At 45.7% G+C, this 17743-nt stretch carries 14 protein-coding genes and 1 pseudogene; all 15 read right to left on the bottom strand.

Features of this window, described 5'->3' with window-relative positions; translation table 11 throughout:
• Window positions 1-1248 carry a complex I subunit 1 family protein gene (locus U9Q77_10840; protein MEA3287853.1) on the bottom strand — a complete coding sequence of 416 codons (1248 nt, stop codon included), beginning with the start codon at window positions 1246-1248 and terminating at the stop codon, window positions 1-3.
• Complete coding sequence (locus U9Q77_10835) at window positions 1249-2370, bottom strand: NADH-quinone oxidoreductase subunit D (protein MEA3287852.1); 1122 nt, start codon at window positions 2368-2370, stop codon at window positions 1249-1251.
• Window positions 2370-2858, bottom strand: coding sequence for an NADH-quinone oxidoreductase subunit C (locus U9Q77_10830; protein ID MEA3287851.1), 489 nt, complete (start codon window positions 2856-2858; stop codon window positions 2370-2372). The genes U9Q77_10835 and U9Q77_10830 overlap by 1 nt, the downstream gene beginning before the upstream one ends.
• A complete protein-coding gene (locus tag U9Q77_10825) occupies window positions 2855-3352 on the bottom strand; it encodes an NADH-quinone oxidoreductase subunit B family protein (GenBank protein MEA3287850.1) in 498 nt (165 codons plus the stop codon). The genes U9Q77_10830 and U9Q77_10825 overlap by 4 nt, the downstream gene beginning before the upstream one ends.
• Window positions 3353-3715: an NADH-quinone oxidoreductase subunit A gene (locus U9Q77_10820; protein ID MEA3287849.1), complete on the bottom strand. Its 363-nt coding sequence runs from the start codon at window positions 3713-3715 to the stop codon at window positions 3353-3355. It abuts the gene before it with no gap.
• A 267-nt stretch (window positions 3716-3982) separates the two neighbouring features.
• The gene (locus U9Q77_10815) at window positions 3983-6235 is read right to left on the bottom strand and encodes an NADP-dependent malic enzyme (protein MEA3287848.1); all 2253 of its coding nucleotides are present in this window, start codon (window positions 6233-6235) and stop codon (window positions 3983-3985) included.
• Window positions 6236-6321: 86 nt separating this feature from the next.
• Window positions 6322-7515, bottom strand: coding sequence for an aminotransferase class I/II-fold pyridoxal phosphate-dependent enzyme (locus U9Q77_10810; protein MEA3287847.1), 1194 nt, complete (start codon window positions 7513-7515; stop codon window positions 6322-6324).
• A gap of 29 nt (window positions 7516-7544) precedes the next feature.
• Entirely contained in the window at window positions 7545-9869 is a 2325-nt protein-coding gene (locus tag U9Q77_10805; GenBank protein ID MEA3287846.1) for a transketolase, read from the bottom strand.
• A gap of 43 nt (window positions 9870-9912) precedes the next feature.
• Window positions 9913-10314, bottom strand: a complete 402-nt coding sequence (locus tag U9Q77_10800; GenBank protein ID MEA3287845.1) for an Rrf2 family transcriptional regulator — start codon at window positions 10312-10314, stop codon at window positions 9913-9915.
• Between the two features lie 165 nt (window positions 10315-10479).
• On the bottom strand, window positions 10480-10671 hold the full coding sequence (locus U9Q77_10795; GenBank protein ID MEA3287844.1) for a hypothetical protein: 192 nt from the start codon (window positions 10669-10671) through the stop codon (window positions 10480-10482).
• Window positions 10672-10930: 259 nt separating this feature from the next.
• Window positions 10931-12910 carry a M1 family aminopeptidase gene (locus U9Q77_10790; GenBank protein ID MEA3287843.1) on the bottom strand — a complete coding sequence of 660 codons (1980 nt, stop codon included), beginning with the start codon at window positions 12908-12910 and terminating at the stop codon, window positions 10931-10933.
• 208 nt (window positions 12911-13118) lie between these two features.
• A complete protein-coding gene (locus U9Q77_10785) occupies window positions 13119-13640 on the bottom strand; it encodes a ferritin family protein (protein ID MEA3287842.1) in 522 nt (173 codons plus the stop codon).
• Window positions 13641-13644: 4 nt separating this feature from the next.
• Window positions 13645-13914 (bottom strand): hypothetical protein, encoded by a 270-nt coding sequence (locus U9Q77_10780; protein ID MEA3287841.1) that lies wholly within the window; start codon window positions 13912-13914, stop codon window positions 13645-13647.
• Between the two features lie 124 nt (window positions 13915-14038).
• Window positions 14039-15043 carry a dihydroorotate dehydrogenase-like protein gene (locus U9Q77_10775; GenBank protein MEA3287840.1) on the bottom strand — a complete coding sequence of 335 codons (1005 nt, stop codon included), beginning with the start codon at window positions 15041-15043 and terminating at the stop codon, window positions 14039-14041.
• Window positions 15044-15066: 23 nt separating this feature from the next.
• A pseudogene (gene nifJ / locus U9Q77_10770) lies at window positions 15067-17712 on the bottom strand (pyruvate:ferredoxin (flavodoxin) oxidoreductase).
• Between the last annotated feature and the right edge of the window lie 31 nt (window positions 17713-17743).

Genomic DNA, 17743 nt, shown 5'->3' with positions numbered 1-17743 from the left:
CTAAAATTGGATTTCACCAGTTAACCACATCCATACAGCAACACCCATCAGATTTACGATGGATATGGGTAAGATAACTTTCCAGCTCACATACATCAGCTGATCAACGCGTAAACGCGGGAAGGTCCATCGAAACCACATCAATAAAAAGATGATCGTCCCCGCCTTCATGAGCATCCAGAATAAACCGGGGGAGGCTAACCAGATCGCAAATCCAGGGAACAACCAGGCAGCAATTGTAATTGCCAGACCAATACCAAGCGGATAAATGGATAGGCGCTTGGCTTTTGCTTTCACAAAAACGGTCCACATGAGCGCTATCAGGGTCAGAATCGAAAACCCGATCTGCGCACCTGTATAGTCTGCAAAAGGACTCTGCCAACCACCTAGAAAAACAATGGCAACCAGAAAAGCAACCAGGGTAGCATTGGCGTATTCAGATAAGAAGAATAAAGCCCAGCGTAAACCAGAATATTCTGTCATAAAACCAGCAACCAGCTCAGATTCTGATTCCGGAATATCAAAAGGGGTACGATTGATCTCAGCAGTAGCCCCTATCAAATAAATAAAGGCTGCCAGGAATAGAAAAGGGTTATGAAAGATGAACCAGTTGGGAAGTGGCAATGGAATCCAATGAAACAGGTTCCCTACCCCACCTTGGGCTTGAACAATGGTCTGCATATTTAAACTACCCACAACTGCAACCACTGCGATGAGGGTAATACCTACGGGTATTTCATAAGAAATAATCTGGGCCGCAGAACGCATGGCGCCGTAAAGTGACCATTTATTATTGGAAGCCCACCCGGCCATGACGATGCCCAGCACTACAATGGATGAAATAGACACAACATAGAACAGACCAATATTCATATTGGCCGCCAGCAGCGTATCCGAAAAAGGAATAGCAGCAAAGGTAACCACCGAAGCCACCAGAATGACCCAGGGTCCGATCAGAAATAAGATCTTATCCGCTGACCTTGGAATAATATCCTCTTTCTGCAATAGTTTTAGTGCATCGGCAACCGTCTGTAGCGAGCCAAATTTCCCGACACGCATCGGTCCCAATCGAACCTGCATGAAAGCGGAGACTTTTCGCTCGAAATAGACCAATACGATGGCATTGACTGCCACAAAGACAAAGATCAATGCTGATACAACGAATAAAGACAGACCCCAGGCGATGGGATTTCCCAGCCCTGCTAAAATGTCAAAAGACAAAATCCAGTTTGCAAGTGATTGTATCATTTAGCGATCGATCTCCCCTAGTACAATGTCCAGACTACCGAGGATCGCAATTACATCAGAGATCATCCAGCCCTGGCCAATTTCGTTAATAACACTAAGGTTTGAAAATGCCGGTGAACGCATTTTAACGCGCAGGGGTACATTCTTGCCATTACTTACGATGTAGTAACCCAATTCACCCCGGGCATTCTCACTGCGAAAGTAAATCTCACCCTTTGGTGGCCGAATGCGGCGTGGAATGGCTGATTTGACATCACCTTCTACGGGAAGCTGGTCTAGAGCCTGGCGAATAATTCTGGCGCTTTCCTCCATCTCCCTAACCCGAACATAGTAACGATCCCAACTATCACCAATAGTGCCCTGAGCACCTTCTCCCAGCGGAATATCAAACTCAAAACGATCATAGATGGAATAGGGTTGGGTCCGGCGAATATCGATATTCACTCCGGAAGCTCTAAGACTGGGACCGGTCACTCCGTAATTAATAGCTACTTCAGGGGTCATGACCCCGATATCAGCAGCTCTTTCAATAAAAATCTTATTTCCGGTGAGAATCTGATTGTATTCAGCCACTCGGGTATCAAAATTATCTAAAAATTCATAGGTCTTTTCAACAAACCCAGGGGGTACATCGTGAGCCAGACCACCGATCCAGATATAATTATAAAGTAAACGGGCGCCGGAAGCCATTTCAAATAGATCCAGGATCAGTTCCCGCTCACGAAAACAATAGATAAACGGTGTAATGGCACCTACATCCAAGCCAAAGGTTCCAACGGCAACCAGATGACTGGCGATACGTTGCAATTCAGCAAAGATAACCCTGAGATATTCCACCCGCTCCGGCAATTCAATACCCATCATCTTTTCCACGGCCATGGCATAACCATGTTCACTACCCATGGCAGCCAGATAATCACAGCGACCACAGAAGGGTGTAACCTGTTGATACTCAAGATTCTCAGCATGTTTTTCAAAAGAACGATGGAGATAGCCGATCACAGGTTCAATATGAGAGACAATCTCACCATCAGTGCGCAATTTGAGGCGAAGTACGCCGTGAGTACTGGGATGCTGGGGACCCATGTTCAGGATCATTTCTTCTGCGTGCAAACGTCCCATTATTTCACCTTCGCAATGCGCATACCGCGATAGAATTCAGCAGCTACATAATCTTTTTTCAGGGGGTGTCCTTCCCAATCTTCTTCCAGCAAGATGCGTTTTAAATCGGGATGGCCCTTAAATTTGATACCGTAAAGATCCCAGGCTTCCCGTTCATGCCAGTCCGCTGTCCGGAAGATATTCGCCACGCTTTCCACTGAGGCATCTGAACGATCGGTGAAGACTTTCAGCGTGATATAGTGATCCAATTCAGTTGAATGCAGATGATAAACCACACTCAGATCCGATTCGCCATCAGGATCATGACCGGCCAAATTCATCAGGGAATCGAATTGCAGGGATTCAGTACCTTTCAAATAACGACACACGGATGCCACATCATTCGATCTGACAATTACCGTTGGATTGAGAGTTTCTTCCTCTACAAACTCGATGATCTTGTCACCGAATTTTGCAACTAATTCAGTGTAAATCTCTTGCTCGGTCACTCCTGGCCCTCTTTCTTTGCCAATCTTGGCTCTTCACGCATCTTTTTCTGGAGATGCAGCAAACCCTCAATAAGGGCTTCTGGTCGCGGAGGACAACCCGGGATATATACATCAACCGGTATGATCTGATCGACTCCTTTTAGAACATGATAGCCATGCTGCCAATAGGGTCCACCTGAGTTGGCACATGACCCCATGGAAATCACATACTTTGGTTCAGCCATTTGTTCGTAAAGTCGTTTAACCCGGGTAGCCATCTTCAACGTGACAGTTCCGGCAACGATCATAACATCTGCCTGGCGTGGCGAAGAACGAGGCATAGCACCGAAGCGTTCCAGATCATGCCGGGCTGCAGCGGCTGACATCATTTCGATGGCACAGCAGGCCAGTCCGAATTGAAAATACCATTCTGAGCCGGAACGTGACCAGTTCAGTAATTTATCCAGGGATGTAATGAGGATATTCTCATTGAATTTATTATTCAGAGCACCCATCTATTTGGTCTCCGCTTCGTTCAGTTTGGCCGCTGAATAACGACCTGCACCATATTTAAGTTTCATTTTCACCCAGTCCAGATCACCCTTGACCCAGACATAAGCCAGACCAACGATGAGGATCAACATAAAGACAAAAACCTCTACAAAGGTCAGAAAACCCATTTCCTTAAAGACCACGGCCCAGGGAAACAGGAAGACGACTTCAACATCGAATATGATAAAAATGAGAGCCACAACATAAAAACGGATATTGAACTGTAACCAACCGTCCCCTTCCGGTTCCTCACCACATTCATAGGTATCCATCTTTAATTCAGTTTTATTTTTTGGGGCGATCAGCTTTTGAATAATGAAGCCCATATACATAAGAAGAAAGGCTACAACGCCGAAGGTTAAAGCTATTCCGTAATGTTCCTGCATGATTTTTTAAGTGCCCTTTCTTTCAACATTTGCGCGCCAATATAGACGGCACCTCATGGGTCTTCAAGTGCCGAATCATCGACTCTGCACTGATTTTTCAGTAAGCTGAAACTCCAACTGGCCAGCTCGTGTCAAATCACCCGATCTATTTCCGCGTAAAATGCAGATCAGAGTCTGTCCAAATTGATTTATCTGTGACCTTGACTACTATTGCTCCTGGGCATCCACGACTGCGATAGCTGTCATATTGGCCACATCCTGAACGCTGGTTGATCCAACTTGCAGAATATGAACTGGCTGCTCCATTCCAACCAGAATAGGTCCAATGGCTTCTGCATCACTAAGCCGGTGAACCAACTTGTAACTGATATTAGCCGATTGAAGGTCTGGAAAGATCAAGACATTGGCTGAACCTTTGAGTTCGCTGAAAGGATAGTGCTCTTCCTGCAAGGCTGGCAGAATGGCAACATCGGCATTCATTTCCCCATCGATCATGAGTTCAGGGTCTTTTTCGTGAACGAGTCTGACAGCTTCTCGTACTTTTTGGGCGTGGACGTGATCAGACGCCCCGAAATTGGAATAACTCAACATAGCCACTCGGGGAATCATCCGCCAGCGTTTAGCCTCTTCAGCAGCCATGAGTGCGATCTCCGAAAGTACTTCAGCTGTGGGGTCTATGTTTACAGACACATCAGCAAAAATTTTCATACCATCCTTGAAGATGAGTAAAAATAAACCCGCAACATGCTTCGTTTCCGGTCTGGTTTTAATCACCTGAAGCACAGGCCGTAAAGCATCAGGATATTGCTGGGTGATACCTGAGATCATTGCATCCGCTTCCCCCATGCGTAACATCATAGCAGCAAAATAATACCGGCGCTCCATAAAACGTCGGGCGCCATTCTGTGTCGTCCCCTTACGTTGTCGCATCTTATAGAATTCTTCAATAAATTCCTTCCGGCGTTCACACTTTAGGGGCTCTACGATCTTCACACCTTCCAGAGAAATATTTAAGGTTTTTGCTGTTGCCTTGATCTTATCCTCTCGGCCAACCAGAATCGGCTCTGCAATACCTTCCTGGCGAATTAGTTGACTGGCCCGAATGATGCGTTCATTCTCTCCCTCAGGATAAATCACCCGTTTTGGGGCACTCTTGGCCCGGTTATAGAGGGTCCGCATGAATTCACGGCCCTTGCCCAAGCGGGCTTCCAATTCTTCTTTGTATTCATCCAGATCGATAGTGCGACGAGCAACCCCGGTTTCCATGGCTGCTTTTGCCACCGCGACTGACTCCCAGAGCAATACACGAGGATCAAAAGGCTTGGGAATCAGGTAATCCCGGCCAAACTCCAGATGATCCAGGCCATAAATCTGGATCACTTCATCTGGGGTATCTTCTTTGGCCAGTGTTGCCAGGGCAATGGTAGCGGCCACTTTCATTTCTTCATTGATCTCAGTAGCCTGAACATCCAGGGCACCTCTGAATATGAAGGGGAAACCCAGAACATTATTCACCTGATTGGGATAGTCAGAACGACCCGTACCCATGATGGCATCAGGCCGGGCTGCCATAGCTTCCGGATATGAAATTTCTGGATCGGGATTGGCCATGGCAAAAATAATGGGATCTGGAGCCATGGTCTTGAGATCATCACCACTAATAATATCTTTTTTTGATAAACCGATAAATACATCGGCACCGTTCAGGGCTTCCTGAATTGTGCGTGTCTTGGTATCGTTGGCAAAGGGCAGTTTATACTCATTCATGCCAGCTTCACGACCCTTGTAAATCACTCCTTTGGAATCGCACATGATCAGATTTTCCCGCCTGGCACCCATGCGGATATAGTGGGCACTGCAGGACAGAGCTGAAGCACCAGCACCTGAAACAACGATCTTGATCTCAGACATTTTCTTCCCCACTACTTCAACCGCATTTAGCAGGGCAGCAGCGGAGATGATAGCGGTTCCATGCTGGTCATCATGGAATACCGGGATATTCATTTCTTCTTTAAGCTTTTTTTCGATGTAGAAGCATTCAGGAGATTTGATATCCTCCAGATTGATACCACCAAAAGTAGGTTCCAGCAATTTTACAGCATTGATGATCTCATCGGGGTTCTCTGAATCGATCTCAATGTCAAAGACATCAATATCTGCAAATCGTTTGAACAGAACTCCCTTTCCTTCCATGACCGGTTTGCCAGCTAAAGCACCTATATTTCCCAAACCAAGCACAGCAGTACCATTGGATATCACCGCCACCAGATTACCGCGAGCTGTATACTCGTTGGCTAAAGCAGGATCTTTTTCGATCTCTAAACAGGGATATGCCACACCTGGAGAGTACGCCAGACTGAGATCTCTCTGTGTAACAAAAGGTTTGGTAGCAATTACTTCGATCTTCCCTTTGCGAGAACCCATGCTATGATAATGCAACGCATCTTTTTTCGTGATCATATCGTTTTCCTAAATCAAGATGACATCCCAACTCGAGATGTCATCTGGTTATAAACTGACTGTTAATTGTAAATATGTAAAAGCTTCTACTCCCAGAAGTTTTTCAAAGCAGCCAGGCCTTCCTGGATCTGGTCAACATTAATACCACTATAGGCATAGCGAATGAAAACCTTATCCTCTCCAGGCAGTGGTCTACCAAAATGCTCTCGTGAACAAAAGGAAACACCTGTTTCATACAGGGCATCCAGCCTGAATTTGCTGGAGTCGGTGTAAGCCTTGCGCTTGAAGATATCAGTGACATCCGGGAATAAGTAGAAAGTGGTTTCCGGTGTAGAGACTTTAACACCATCAATATCCAATAAAGCTTTAACCAGAGCATCCCGACGCAATTTCAGCTCAGCCAGAATGGCACTCTGGGGTCCTGGGGGACCATTCAATGCAGCAACACCGGCTGCCTGCACAAAATGATTTGAACAAGACTCCTGGTTGGTGTTGAATTTTGAGATGGCATCGATCAATTCCCGGGGACCGGCGGCACAACCCAAACGCCAACCCGTCATGGCAAACTTCTTTGAAAAAGTATAGAGAATCACTGTCCGTTCAGCCATACCGGGCAATGAAGCAATACTTTTGCTCCGGCCGCTGTAGCGAACCTCGAAATAAGCCTCATCAGACAAGACCCAAAGATTGTGCTTAAGAGCCAGGTCAGCCAACCACTGCATTTCTGCTTCAGTTGATTCTGCCCCAATGGGGTTTTGATAGTTATTGTAGATAAGGATGCTCGTATTTTCAGTAATCTGAGCTTCGATCTCTTCCCGGTTAATAGCAAAACCGGAATCGGTTGTCACGTATCCATAAGGCAGGGCTTTCCCCCCGAGGTACTCGATCTGTGATTCATAGATGGGGTATCCGGGATTGGGATACAGTGCCTCGGCGCCTTCTTCCAGGAGTACTGCCAAAAATTTTCCGATAACCGGCTTGCCACCGGGTTGAACAGAAATATTCTCAGCTGTCAGGTTCAATCCACGAGCCATGCCGATATCTTCGGCTAATGCTTCCCTAAGCGGCAGGATACCAGGTCCTGGAGCGTAGCCAGTCTTACCGTCATGGGCGGCTTTCAAAGCAGCATCCAGGATGTATTCCGGAGTTGGAATATTCATATCCCCCAGATGAAATGGATAAACATGATTCCCTTTGGCAGCCCAGGCTGCAGCATCTGCCCCCACGGCAAAAGCTGTCTCAGTTCCTAAACGACCGTAACGATTTGCAAATTTTCTCATAATTCCCTCTATATGTTTCGTCCGGGAGCCTAACTCATCCCAAGACGTTTCATGCGTGTTTCGTGGTCATTGGCAAAGCGTTCAATACCTTCCAACAGCCAACGTTCAGAAAGGTGGGCTTCTTCAATGACTTCATCCAGCGAGCCACCTGAACGCCAATTGTTATCCCAGTCAGTGGTCATGGCGTATTCAATAGAAAGACGATTGCCCGTCCAATCCTGCATAGCCACAGCGGAAGCATTGGTAATGAAGGTGGAATTCAACCAATCAGTCTCGCTTACCGTATCCTGCTGATATGCTTCTGATTGTCTGGCAAATAACTGGGGGCTAACTGCTGCTACCAGTTTCACATTGAGACCGCGAGCATCTAATTCCGGCAACAAATTTACAATATTAGCTGTGGTAGCGGTTCCCTGCACAAAGATGGTCCCCATCTTTGGCATATCTGCTTTGTAATCACGAATCAAATAAGCACCTCTGGCAGCCTCTAGATGCGATGCCATCCCCAACTTCTGGCGATCTGGTATGACGATACCTGGACGAGTCAAATGCAGAGCGATGATCGCAACATCAGTGGCTAAAGCCGCAGTCAGCATGGGGGCTACTTCATTGTGTTCCCAGGGATAAAGGTTAATAACCTTACCTTTGGGAAACAACTGTGTTACTGCTGGTGAATATATCCCGAAATGGGTTCTGGAATCTTCTGCGGTTTCTGGTCCGGAATGCCCGGCAACCCAGAGCACCTTACCTAATTTTACATCAGCATCCTGAACCATCTGGCTGAAGATACGGAAGGAACCATATTTTAAATAAGAAAAGGATCCATAGGTTGAGCAAGCAGCAAAAAAGCCATTGAACTCAGCTTCCGGTGTCTTGGAAAAGTTGGTGGCTGCAATACCGGTACAAATTCCGGCATTGGCAAACTCAGTGATGGCCTGAGGCAGCATCACCCCTTTGGTATTTTTATGACGGTCATAAAAACCATATCCTTCAAAATCTCCTGTTGGTTTCCCAAATCCGGAAATGTTAGTAGAATCTGCCAGATCAGCTGACATGGCCAGAAATAGGGGTCGACCATAATTTTTACTGACATAGGAATTTAACCAGGCTGCGTACTTAGCAAAACCACCCCGGTTAGGAGCAACATCACCCGGCTTAACAAAGAGTTCTTCAGGCAAACCCTGGATATTTGTTAGGGTTGCATCATCCAGAGGGTTTTTGCTTGTATCGATCCAGACCTGTTCATCATCTTCAGGCACTGCAGCACCCAATTCAACCAGTCTGTCAGCCAGATAGTCAACCAATTCAGGACTCTGGTCAAAGACTTGAAACACGCGCTCCATATTGACTCGGGCCTGTTCGGTGCGAGCGGCCTGTTCTACAGGTATATCTTCATTGTAACCCTCAAAACGGATACCGTATTTATCCATGAATTCTTTTTTTGTTTCCCAATAAGGGGCACTATTATACTTGTGAGCAGCACCATGAGATTTATTGTCATACACGCCATAGCCCCGGCCTTTACGGGTCTTAAACCAAGCCATAGCCGGCGTATCTGCGACATTCTTCCCAGCGAACATTTCCATGAAGGCCTGATGAGTTCCAGCCCATTCTGAGCCATTTTCTGTACCAAACACACGCCAGCCATGAGGGGCAAACCAATCTTCAGGGGATCCGTGGATAACTGATGAGAAGGGTCGATCATCAATTCCGAAATCATTCCAATCGATGAGAAAATGGAGATTACCCAGACCCAGACCATAAGCTGAATTTAAAGACTCATGAGTTGCTCCAGGAGTCAAACCACCTTCACCTTCAACAGCAAAAACACGGACATCTCCGGCACCAGCATATTTGAGAGCCATGGCTTCACCAACAGCAACGGGCATTCCGTGACCGGAAGGACCAGTGTTGGCTTTGAAAATATTCGTTTTGCCAGCCATCTCGGCGTGCCCAGGCAATCCGCCCTTATTTCTCAGGGTCAGCAGATCTTCCCAGAGCAATACCCGGTCCTCGGCCCCCAATTTGTAACGTTCATCGCCAGTCTGTTCATATTTGCGTCTCAAGGATTCATTGAGCACTGCCAACAATGCATATACTCCAGGAACTACGTGACCAGCAGAAAGAATGAATTTGTCGCCAAATCTTTTTTGCGGGTTTCTAATATCCCACCGCATAGCGCCACCTAAAAACAGCGCCACCAGCATATGCACCTTGGATCTGGAACCACCGGGATGCCCACTTTGCCTCAAGTTGAGCATCATATCGATTAGTTGATCGGTCATGTCTTTGATCTTTTCCCACTTTGGAAATACGTCTGTTGTGGAATGTAATTTTGATGTTTCGTTCGTCATAATTCCCTCACTATTAAATCTGTTTCATATAGAGTGACCTGTATTACTTCGTCAGATCGGTAAGATTCTTTGCTCTAAGGACTTTTGCCATGGCGGTTTGCGCTTCTTCCCAGACATCATGCATACCACATTCATCCAGAAATTCACAGTTAACATCGTCTAGCAAACATTCATTCAAGGCCAGTGGCCCCTCCAGAGCTTCAACCACTTCGAGGATCGTGATCTCTTCCGGGTTTCGAGCCAATCGTACGCCACCGGAAACTCCACGGGTACTGTTAATAATCCCATGCTGCACCAAAGGTTTGAACAGTTTTCTCAAAAATGGTTCAGGTATCTTTTTTTGGACCGATATATCCCCAATACTTATACGAGAATCATTACCACTCTCAACCAGATATCTGATAGCTCTCAGGCCGTATTCCCCCGCTTTTGTCAATCGAATCACGCTATTGCTCCTTGTTTCCCTGACCCAGTTGTATTCCAAGCTCGGGAGGATGTTTCTAGTACAATACTATTTGTGAGAATATTACTCTTAATAGCGAGAAATCCCAGACTAAGTTTTTCCAAATGCCGGTAATATTGGAAGCAGGAAAGAATACACTCCAATTGATTACTCTTTCACTACTGGATTCTGTTTATGAAGAATGAGAGCAATACCTGCCAAGCTGGCGATCAAACCCAGACCCAAAAAAAATATCTCGAGGTAATCAGCATGACCATTCACGATGCCTATCCAGGCTTCGCCCATTGAGATGGCACCTACGATCAAAGCTGAATACCCTATTTTCTTGTCTTCTTTCATAACTCCCTGACACTATTGTTGGTATTACACTAATGCGGCACCTAAAGGGCAAATATGTTGCCAAACAGGGGGGGTTACCCCTCAGAAGAAGAAGCTGATTGATGGTTTTTATCGCACTACCATCTTATACCAAGTTTAGTCGCAATTTTGAGATCACCGCCTGCCTATGCCGAAGCGACGAGTCGAAGGGTGGTCCCTGAGCTAGTCGAAGGGCGACCCCTGAGCCAGTCGAAGGGTGGTCCCTGAGCTAGTCGAAGGGTTATTTAAGCAAGGATATCTTTTGGGAAACACTCCCTCCATCGATTGCATGAATACGAGCGATATAGATTCCTGATGCCAGAGACTGGCCGACAGCATTTTGACCATTCCAGCTGAGTTGATATTGACCGGAAGCCTGATGAGTGAGTGGCTGCGTATATACCTCAGCCCCCCTTAGGTCATAGATCACAAGGGCACCCTTAAAATGGGAATTCACAATATATGGGATGGTGACTGCTGCGTTGAAAGGATTTGGATAAGCTCCCAACAGGTGAAACTCACCAGGTTGCAATCCTCTATCAGTTAGTCCGGCAACCTGCTCAGCACTCTTGTGGATCCAGACCTCTGGATCAAATGATATATCCGATGGTTCAAAATCAAGTACCATGGAAAAAGTTTGGGAACGCAATGAATCCCAGATCACCAGTGTTGTATCTCCATTGAAACCGGAAAAGTGCAGGTCAATAGGCATTTTAAAAGTTGGCTGAAAACTGCCCTGGACCTGATCAATATGTACGGTTATCTCTGAGCTTCCGAATTCATCCACTGGAGAAGCACTCCACCACCAGTCATACCACGGCTTCCCAGTACCATAGATCCACTGGTCAAAAAACCACTCCAGATCCTGTCCCCAGACAATTTCAGCGACTTCCTGAAAATTCTCAGTAGACGCATGACTGAATTGATAAGTATCACGGTATTGGGCCAGGGTTTCAAAAAAGTTCTCATCACCAATCACATGCCGCAACATATGCAAAGTCCAAGCACCCTTTCCGTAAACGATGTAATTAAAGATAGACCACACATTAGTGGTGTCGGAGCGGTAAATGGATCCCTGATAATTGTTGTCTTTACTAGCCATGTGAGCATGATAGGCATCCTCACCGTTTTTGGCACCCCAGTAGAGAGCCTCTGAATAGGTGGCAAAGCCCTCATTGATCCAGATGTGGTGAAAATTACTGCAGGTGACCAGATCACCCCACCATTGGTGAGCCAGTTCGTGGGCAATGGTATTTTCTCCTGAAGCTCCCATACTGGAGCAGGTTTGATGCTCCATAGCACCACCCCAACCAAACTGAGCCATGCCATACTTTTCCTCAGAAAAAGGGTATTTCCCATAAGCTTCGCTATAAATATCAATCATGCTGGCGGTCAGATTCCAGCGGTCTACATTATTTGTGGTTGCATAGGTGGGATACATCCAGTACTCCAGCAACATGGAATCACCATCTGTAAAATGGAAGGTATCATTCCAGTATTCGTATTCAGAAATGGCCAGGGATACCAGATAAGTTGTAATAGGGTATCTGTGCTCCCAGACCCAGGTTTTTGTTCCATCACCATTATCCGTTTCTGAAGCGAGCAAGCCATTCGCCACGGCAGTCAATTCTTCATCCACAGTGATACTGATCCTGACAGAATCGGCCTTATCCGTGGGGACATCCTTACAGGGCCACCAGGAGCGCGCACCATAGGGTTCACTAAGGGTGGAGATCATGGGAATACCTCCTGCAGCGCTGTATTGCGTCCCAAACTCAAACGCCTGGAATCCACTTTCCAACGGATGTCCGTGATAGGCAACACCAACTGCAACGGATTCACCAGGGTCATAACTGCCATCCAGAGTGATGCTGAGAACATCAGAGGCATGGTTGAAAACAGCTCCATTTAAATACACAGAATCCACGGTCATGTTGCTGCTGAGATCCAAATGGATGGTCTCAAGGGCTGCGGTGACCGGATCTAAATAGACCTGCACCTTCCCGGTGAGCACTTCTGCCTCGATATCTATATCAAAATCAAGATTATAATAGTGGACATTCCAATCCCACACATCCAGCCTCAGTGCCGATTTAGCTAACCGATCATAATGACTAGCCATTTGAGCCAGGGGTTTACAGGGAATATTGGTTTGCTCAACCTCCTGTGACCAAGCCAGGCTGCTGATTAATATGATGATCATTATCTTGAATAGTTTCATGTTAACCTCTTTTTGCTATGACTGTAAAAAATAGGCTTTGAAGCCCATAGATACAATCTTTGAGGATACGGATAGCTTAAAGATTTTATGACAAGCTTAGTTACAGAAGTTTTGAAGAACACATCAAATTTTGGAGTCCTCTACGCTCTTCTGAGCTGCGAGAGACACGCTTTTGACCTTGGACCGTAGACTTTGGACTATCGAATACTTACATGGGCCAGAAATTTGAATCATTCCAGACTTCTTCTCGGAAATCCTCTTCCAATTCCATAAGCTTGCGATGGTGGTCGATCTCCCAGTCAGTTAACCAGGTAAAAAGCTTCTTGATATCAGGATCCGTAGCGGTCTGCTCTTCTTTCTGGTAAAATTTAAAAGCCCGTTCTTCCAGTGTCAGAGCAATACTAATAGCTGATGAATCAAAAGCACTGTTACGCAATTCCATAAGAAAAGATTTATCAATGATCGGATCCTGAAAACCAAATGCCAACTCTTCTTCAGAAGGTAGAATCACCTTGCCCTCATCCAGATGGCGATTGAAAGTGAGTTTAAGAATATGAAGATGATGTTCTTCCTCTTTAGCCATGTGCTCAAATAGTTCTTTGGCTACTGGAGATGTGGCTGTTTTTGCAGCCATTTTAAAAAATTCTTTCCCATTCATTTCAAGCAGCATAGCTCGCTTCAAAACATCCTGGACTGATTTGAATTCAGATGATCTCTCTGCAACATTCATGATCCTATTTCCCATCTTCTATATTATCTATCTTTATAGTTTCAGCTTGTTCCTGTTGTTCCTTGCGGTAAATGGCACAGTGTTCAATGTCCGCATCCCGAAAACTGGTCAGCGGATTGTAATCACCTTCAAAGCGCAGTTCGCAAGCAGCAACAGCTTCTGACCCGCCAGGACATTCAATATCATATACAGGACAATACCCAGCACGTTTTTCATTTTTTTGATCAGGAGTCATTGATCCATCCTTTTTTCCATAACGAGCCAATTGGTGCACTACTGATCCTGTTTGATAAGCCCATTTTTTTTAAGAACGCAACCATTTTAATGAAAAAATCCAGAATTGCTCAATATAAAAAAAGGAGTCCGGTTCCCCGGACTCCTTCACAAATAGTTTCACATCAGGTCTTGTTTTGGGACTGAAACTCCAACAAGGTTCGCATATAATTATCACGCACCAGGATTTGTGGACTGGGTGAATGGATCAGACTCATACTGCCTTTCATCTGAGAAAGACTTTGATATTCGTTCTCATCCATCCAGATGATCAAATCTTGTTCAATGGTTTTGATGGTTTCAGGACCATGAGCCATGAGAGCAGAGGCCAACATGGTCACATCCGCACCAGACATGATAAGCTTCAAAACATCGTGGGCATTATGAACACCACCGCTGGCTGCAAAGTTCAACTCTACATTTCCACGCAAAATTGAGATCCAGCGCATGGCCAAGCGAATCTCTCGAGAATGGCTCAACTGGATCTGGCGCTTCGTTTCTAATTTTTCAAGATCAATATCTGGATGATAAAAACGATTGAACATAACCAACGCATCTGCGCCAGCACCTTCAAGAGCCTTGGCAACAGCCGGCAGGGAGCTGAATCGCGAACCGATCTTAACCGCTACCGGAATAGTGACATTGCTTTTTACCCAGCTTACGATATCAGTATAGCGTTTTTCGACATCAGCACTGGTTTCATTAAAATCAACTGGCAGATAGTGAATATTCAGTTCCAAGCCATCAGCACCGGCGGACTCTAATTTCTTGGCATATTCCATCCAGCCACCAGGTGTAGCACCATTCAAACTGGCAATTACCGGGATATCAACCCCTTCTTTGATCTTGCGGATATTCTCAAGATACTCCTGTGGGCCATTCTTGAATTCATGAGCCTGAGGGAAAAAACTCAGTGACTCAGCGAAAGAATCAGCCCCATATTCCATAAAATGTTCCAACGTGCTGTCTTCCTGCTCGATCTGTTCTTCAAATAATGAAAACAGAACCACTGCAGATGCCCCATTGTCTTCCAGAATTTTAATACTATCCAATTTTTCAGTCAGGGGTGAAGCCGAAGGAACCAAAGGATTCTTAAGCTCCAAACCCATGTATTTTGTACTTAGACGCATTACTCTATTCCCTTTATCTTTACTTAAGCTTTATCGTATGAAAGAGCGGCCAACTTGGAGTAATAGTCATACTTTTCCTTGGCAGCCTTGTCAGATTCTTCCAGATAATACTCAGACATCTCTGGATTAATACGTTTCAAGATCGTAAAACGAGCTTCATTCATGGCATATTCGCGGACGTGTTTTTTAGGTGGTTTCGAATCCAATTTCAAAGGATTCTTACCTTCATTCGCCAAAAGCGGGTTATAACGATAAAGCGTCCAGTAGGCGCTGTCCACCGCCAGTTTTTGCTGATTCATACCTTTAGTCATATCGATCCCGTGGGCAATACACTGGCTGTAGGCAATAATGAGTGATGGACCAGGATAAGCTTCTGCTTCCATAAATGCTCGGACAGTCTGAGCATCATTGGAACCCATGGCCACCGAGGCAACATAGACATTCTTATAGCTCATGGCCATCATACCCAAGTCTTTCTTGGGAGAAGGCTTTCCAGCTGCAGCGAATTTTGCGACAGCCCCTAGCGGGGTGGATTTTGATTTCTGACCGCCGGTATTGGAATACACTTCCGTATCCAAAACCAGGATATTAACATCTTTTCCGGAAGCCAGGACATGATCCAAACCACCATAACCAATATCATAGGCCCACCCATCGCCACCCATGATCCAGACACTCTTTTTCACTAGATTATCCGCAACTGACAGAAGTTGTTTCGATAATGGTGTATCCAGCTTTTCGACAAGGTCGGTCATTTGCTTCACGCGGGCACGTTGTTCAAATATCTCCGGTTCATTTGCCTGTGAGGCATTCGAGATCGTATTAACCAATTCTGAGCCGATCTCATCCTTAAGTAAAGCCATTAGTTCAATTGCATGCTCGCGGTGTTTGTTAATGGTCAGACGGTATCCCAAGCCAAATTCAGCATTGTCTTCAAAGAGTGAATTATTCCAGGTCGGTCCGCGACCAGCTTTATTTTTTGCCCAGGGTGTCGTGGGTAAGTTCCCACCATAGATCGATGAGCAACCCGTAGAATTGGCAATGATCATCCGATCGCCAAATAGCTGAGAGGTCAACTTCACATAGGGTGTTTCACCACAACCGACGCAAGCTCCTGAGAACTCAAAAAGTGGTTGCAGGTACTGCGCTCCCTTGACAGTTTCGTGTCTTACATTTCCACGATCAACTTCAGGCAAATCCAGGAAGAAATCCCAGTTGGCACCTTCAGTTTCACGCAGGGGTCTTTGGTCTGCCATATTGATAGCTTTTCGACTAAGATCACTCTTGTCCCGAGCCGGACATACCTCAACACAAAGATTACAACCTGTACAATCCTCAACGGCAACCTGGAGGATATACTGAGAATCTGCTTCCCACTCCCGTCCTTTGGCGCCAACATGTTTAATTGTCTCCGGTGCATTATCAAATGCATCTGGTGTGGTTATTTTTGGACGAATGGCAGCATGAGGACAGACCATGACGCATTTATTACACTGGATACAAATATCCGGTTCCCACACCGGAACTTCCAGGGCAATATTCCGCTTTTCCCACTGGGTTGTTGCAGTGGGCCAGGTTCCATCATTTGGGATAGCGCTAACGGGCAGATCGTCTCCTCGCCCAGCAATGATCTCAGCGGTTACTTTCTGAACAAAATCAGGGGCAGCTTCCGGAACGATCAGGCGACGGACATCACTCCCGTTTAGAGTATCAGGAACATCCACTTCAAAAAGATTGGATACGGATTGATCCACAGCGTTGAAGTTCTTTTCAACAACCGCTTCGCCTTTATTGCCATAGGTCTTTTTGATTGCTCCCTTGATCTTGGCGATGGCTTCCTCTTTGGAGAAAATACCTGATATCGCAAAGAAACAGGTCTGCATGATCGTATTGATACGGGATCCCATACCGGTTTCCCTGGCAACAGTTACAGCATCGATCACATAGAACTTAAGTTTTTTTTCAACGATCTGCTTTTGATAATGACGGGACAGAGCGCCCCATATTTCATCCTTATTCAGATGGCTGTTCAGTAGGAATGTGGCTCCCTCTTCGGCACTATTCAAAATATCAAATTGATCCAACAGTTCATACTGATGACAGGCAATAAAACTGGCTTTGTCGATCAGATAGGTAGAGCGGATCTTATCTTTACCAAATCTTAAGTGAGAAGTAGTGGTACTACCGGATTTTTTGGAATCATAAACAAAATATCCCTGGGCATAATTGTCGGTTCCTTCACCAATGATCTTGATGGAATTTTTATTGGCACCGACCGTTCCATCAGAACCAAGTCCATAGAACAGACCCCGGAAGACCTTACCTTTTGAGGTTCGGTATTCTTTGTCGTACTCCAGAGAGGTATGGGTAAGATCATCTATGATACCAATAGTGAAATGATTTTTGGGTTTATCTTTAATCAGTTCATCATAGATACCCTTGATCATTGCCGGAGTAAATTCCTTGGAGGAAAGACCATAGCGACCACCCACGATCAGCGGCATTTCATTGAACTGATAATAAGATTCACTGTTAGCTTCGGCAAAAGCCGTAATCACATCCTGATACATGGGTTCACCGGCACCACCGGGTTCTTTGGTTCGATCCAGAACGGCGATCTTTTTCACAGAAGCCGGTAAGGCTGCGATAAAGTGTCTGATGGAGAATGGTCAAGATCAGACTGTTTAGACCATTCTCCAT

Source organism: Candidatus Neomarinimicrobiota bacterium (genome assembly GCA_034716895.1).
GTDB lineage: Bacteria > Fidelibacterota > UBA8477 > UBA8477 > JABMPR01 > JABMPR01.
This window is presented reverse-complemented; position numbering and strand designations above follow the sequence as displayed.

What these genes read in the sequence shown, in the direction of transcription:
- U9Q77_10840 (MEA3287853.1), bottom strand. Translation starts at nt 1,248, where the DNA reads ATGATACAATCACTTGCAAACTGGATTTTGTCTTTTGACATTTTAGCA.
- U9Q77_10835 (MEA3287852.1), bottom strand. Translation starts at nt 2,370, where the DNA reads ATGGGACGTTTGCACGCAGAAGAAATGATCCTGAACATGGGTCCCCAG.
- U9Q77_10825 (MEA3287850.1), bottom strand. Translation starts at nt 3,352, where the DNA reads ATGGGTGCTCTGAATAATAAATTCAATGAGAATATCCTCATTACATCC.
- U9Q77_10820 (MEA3287849.1), bottom strand. Translation starts at nt 3,715, where the DNA reads ATGGGCTTCATTATTCAAAAGCTGATCGCCCCAAAAAATAAAACTGAA.
- U9Q77_10815 (MEA3287848.1), bottom strand. Translation starts at nt 6,235, where the DNA reads ATGATCACGAAAAAAGATGCGTTGCATTATCATAGCATGGGTTCTCGC.
- U9Q77_10810 (MEA3287847.1), bottom strand. Translation starts at nt 7,515, where the DNA reads ATGAGAAAATTTGCAAATCGTTACGGTCGTTTAGGAACTGAGACAGCT.
- U9Q77_10805 (MEA3287846.1), bottom strand. Translation starts at nt 9,869, where the DNA reads ATGACGAACGAAACATCAAAATTACATTCCACAACAGACGTATTTCCA.
- U9Q77_10795 (MEA3287844.1), bottom strand. Translation starts at nt 10,671, where the DNA reads ATGAAAGAAGACAAGAAAATAGGGTATTCAGCTTTGATCGTAGGTGCC.
- U9Q77_10790 (MEA3287843.1), bottom strand. Translation starts at nt 12,910, where the DNA reads ATGAAACTATTCAAGATAATGATCATCATATTAATCAGCAGCCTGGCT.
- U9Q77_10785 (MEA3287842.1), bottom strand. Translation starts at nt 13,640, where the DNA reads ATGAATGTTGCAGAGAGATCATCTGAATTCAAATCAGTCCAGGATGTT.
- U9Q77_10775 (MEA3287840.1), bottom strand. Translation starts at nt 15,043, where the DNA reads ATGCGTCTAAGTACAAAATACATGGGTTTGGAGCTTAAGAATCCTTTG.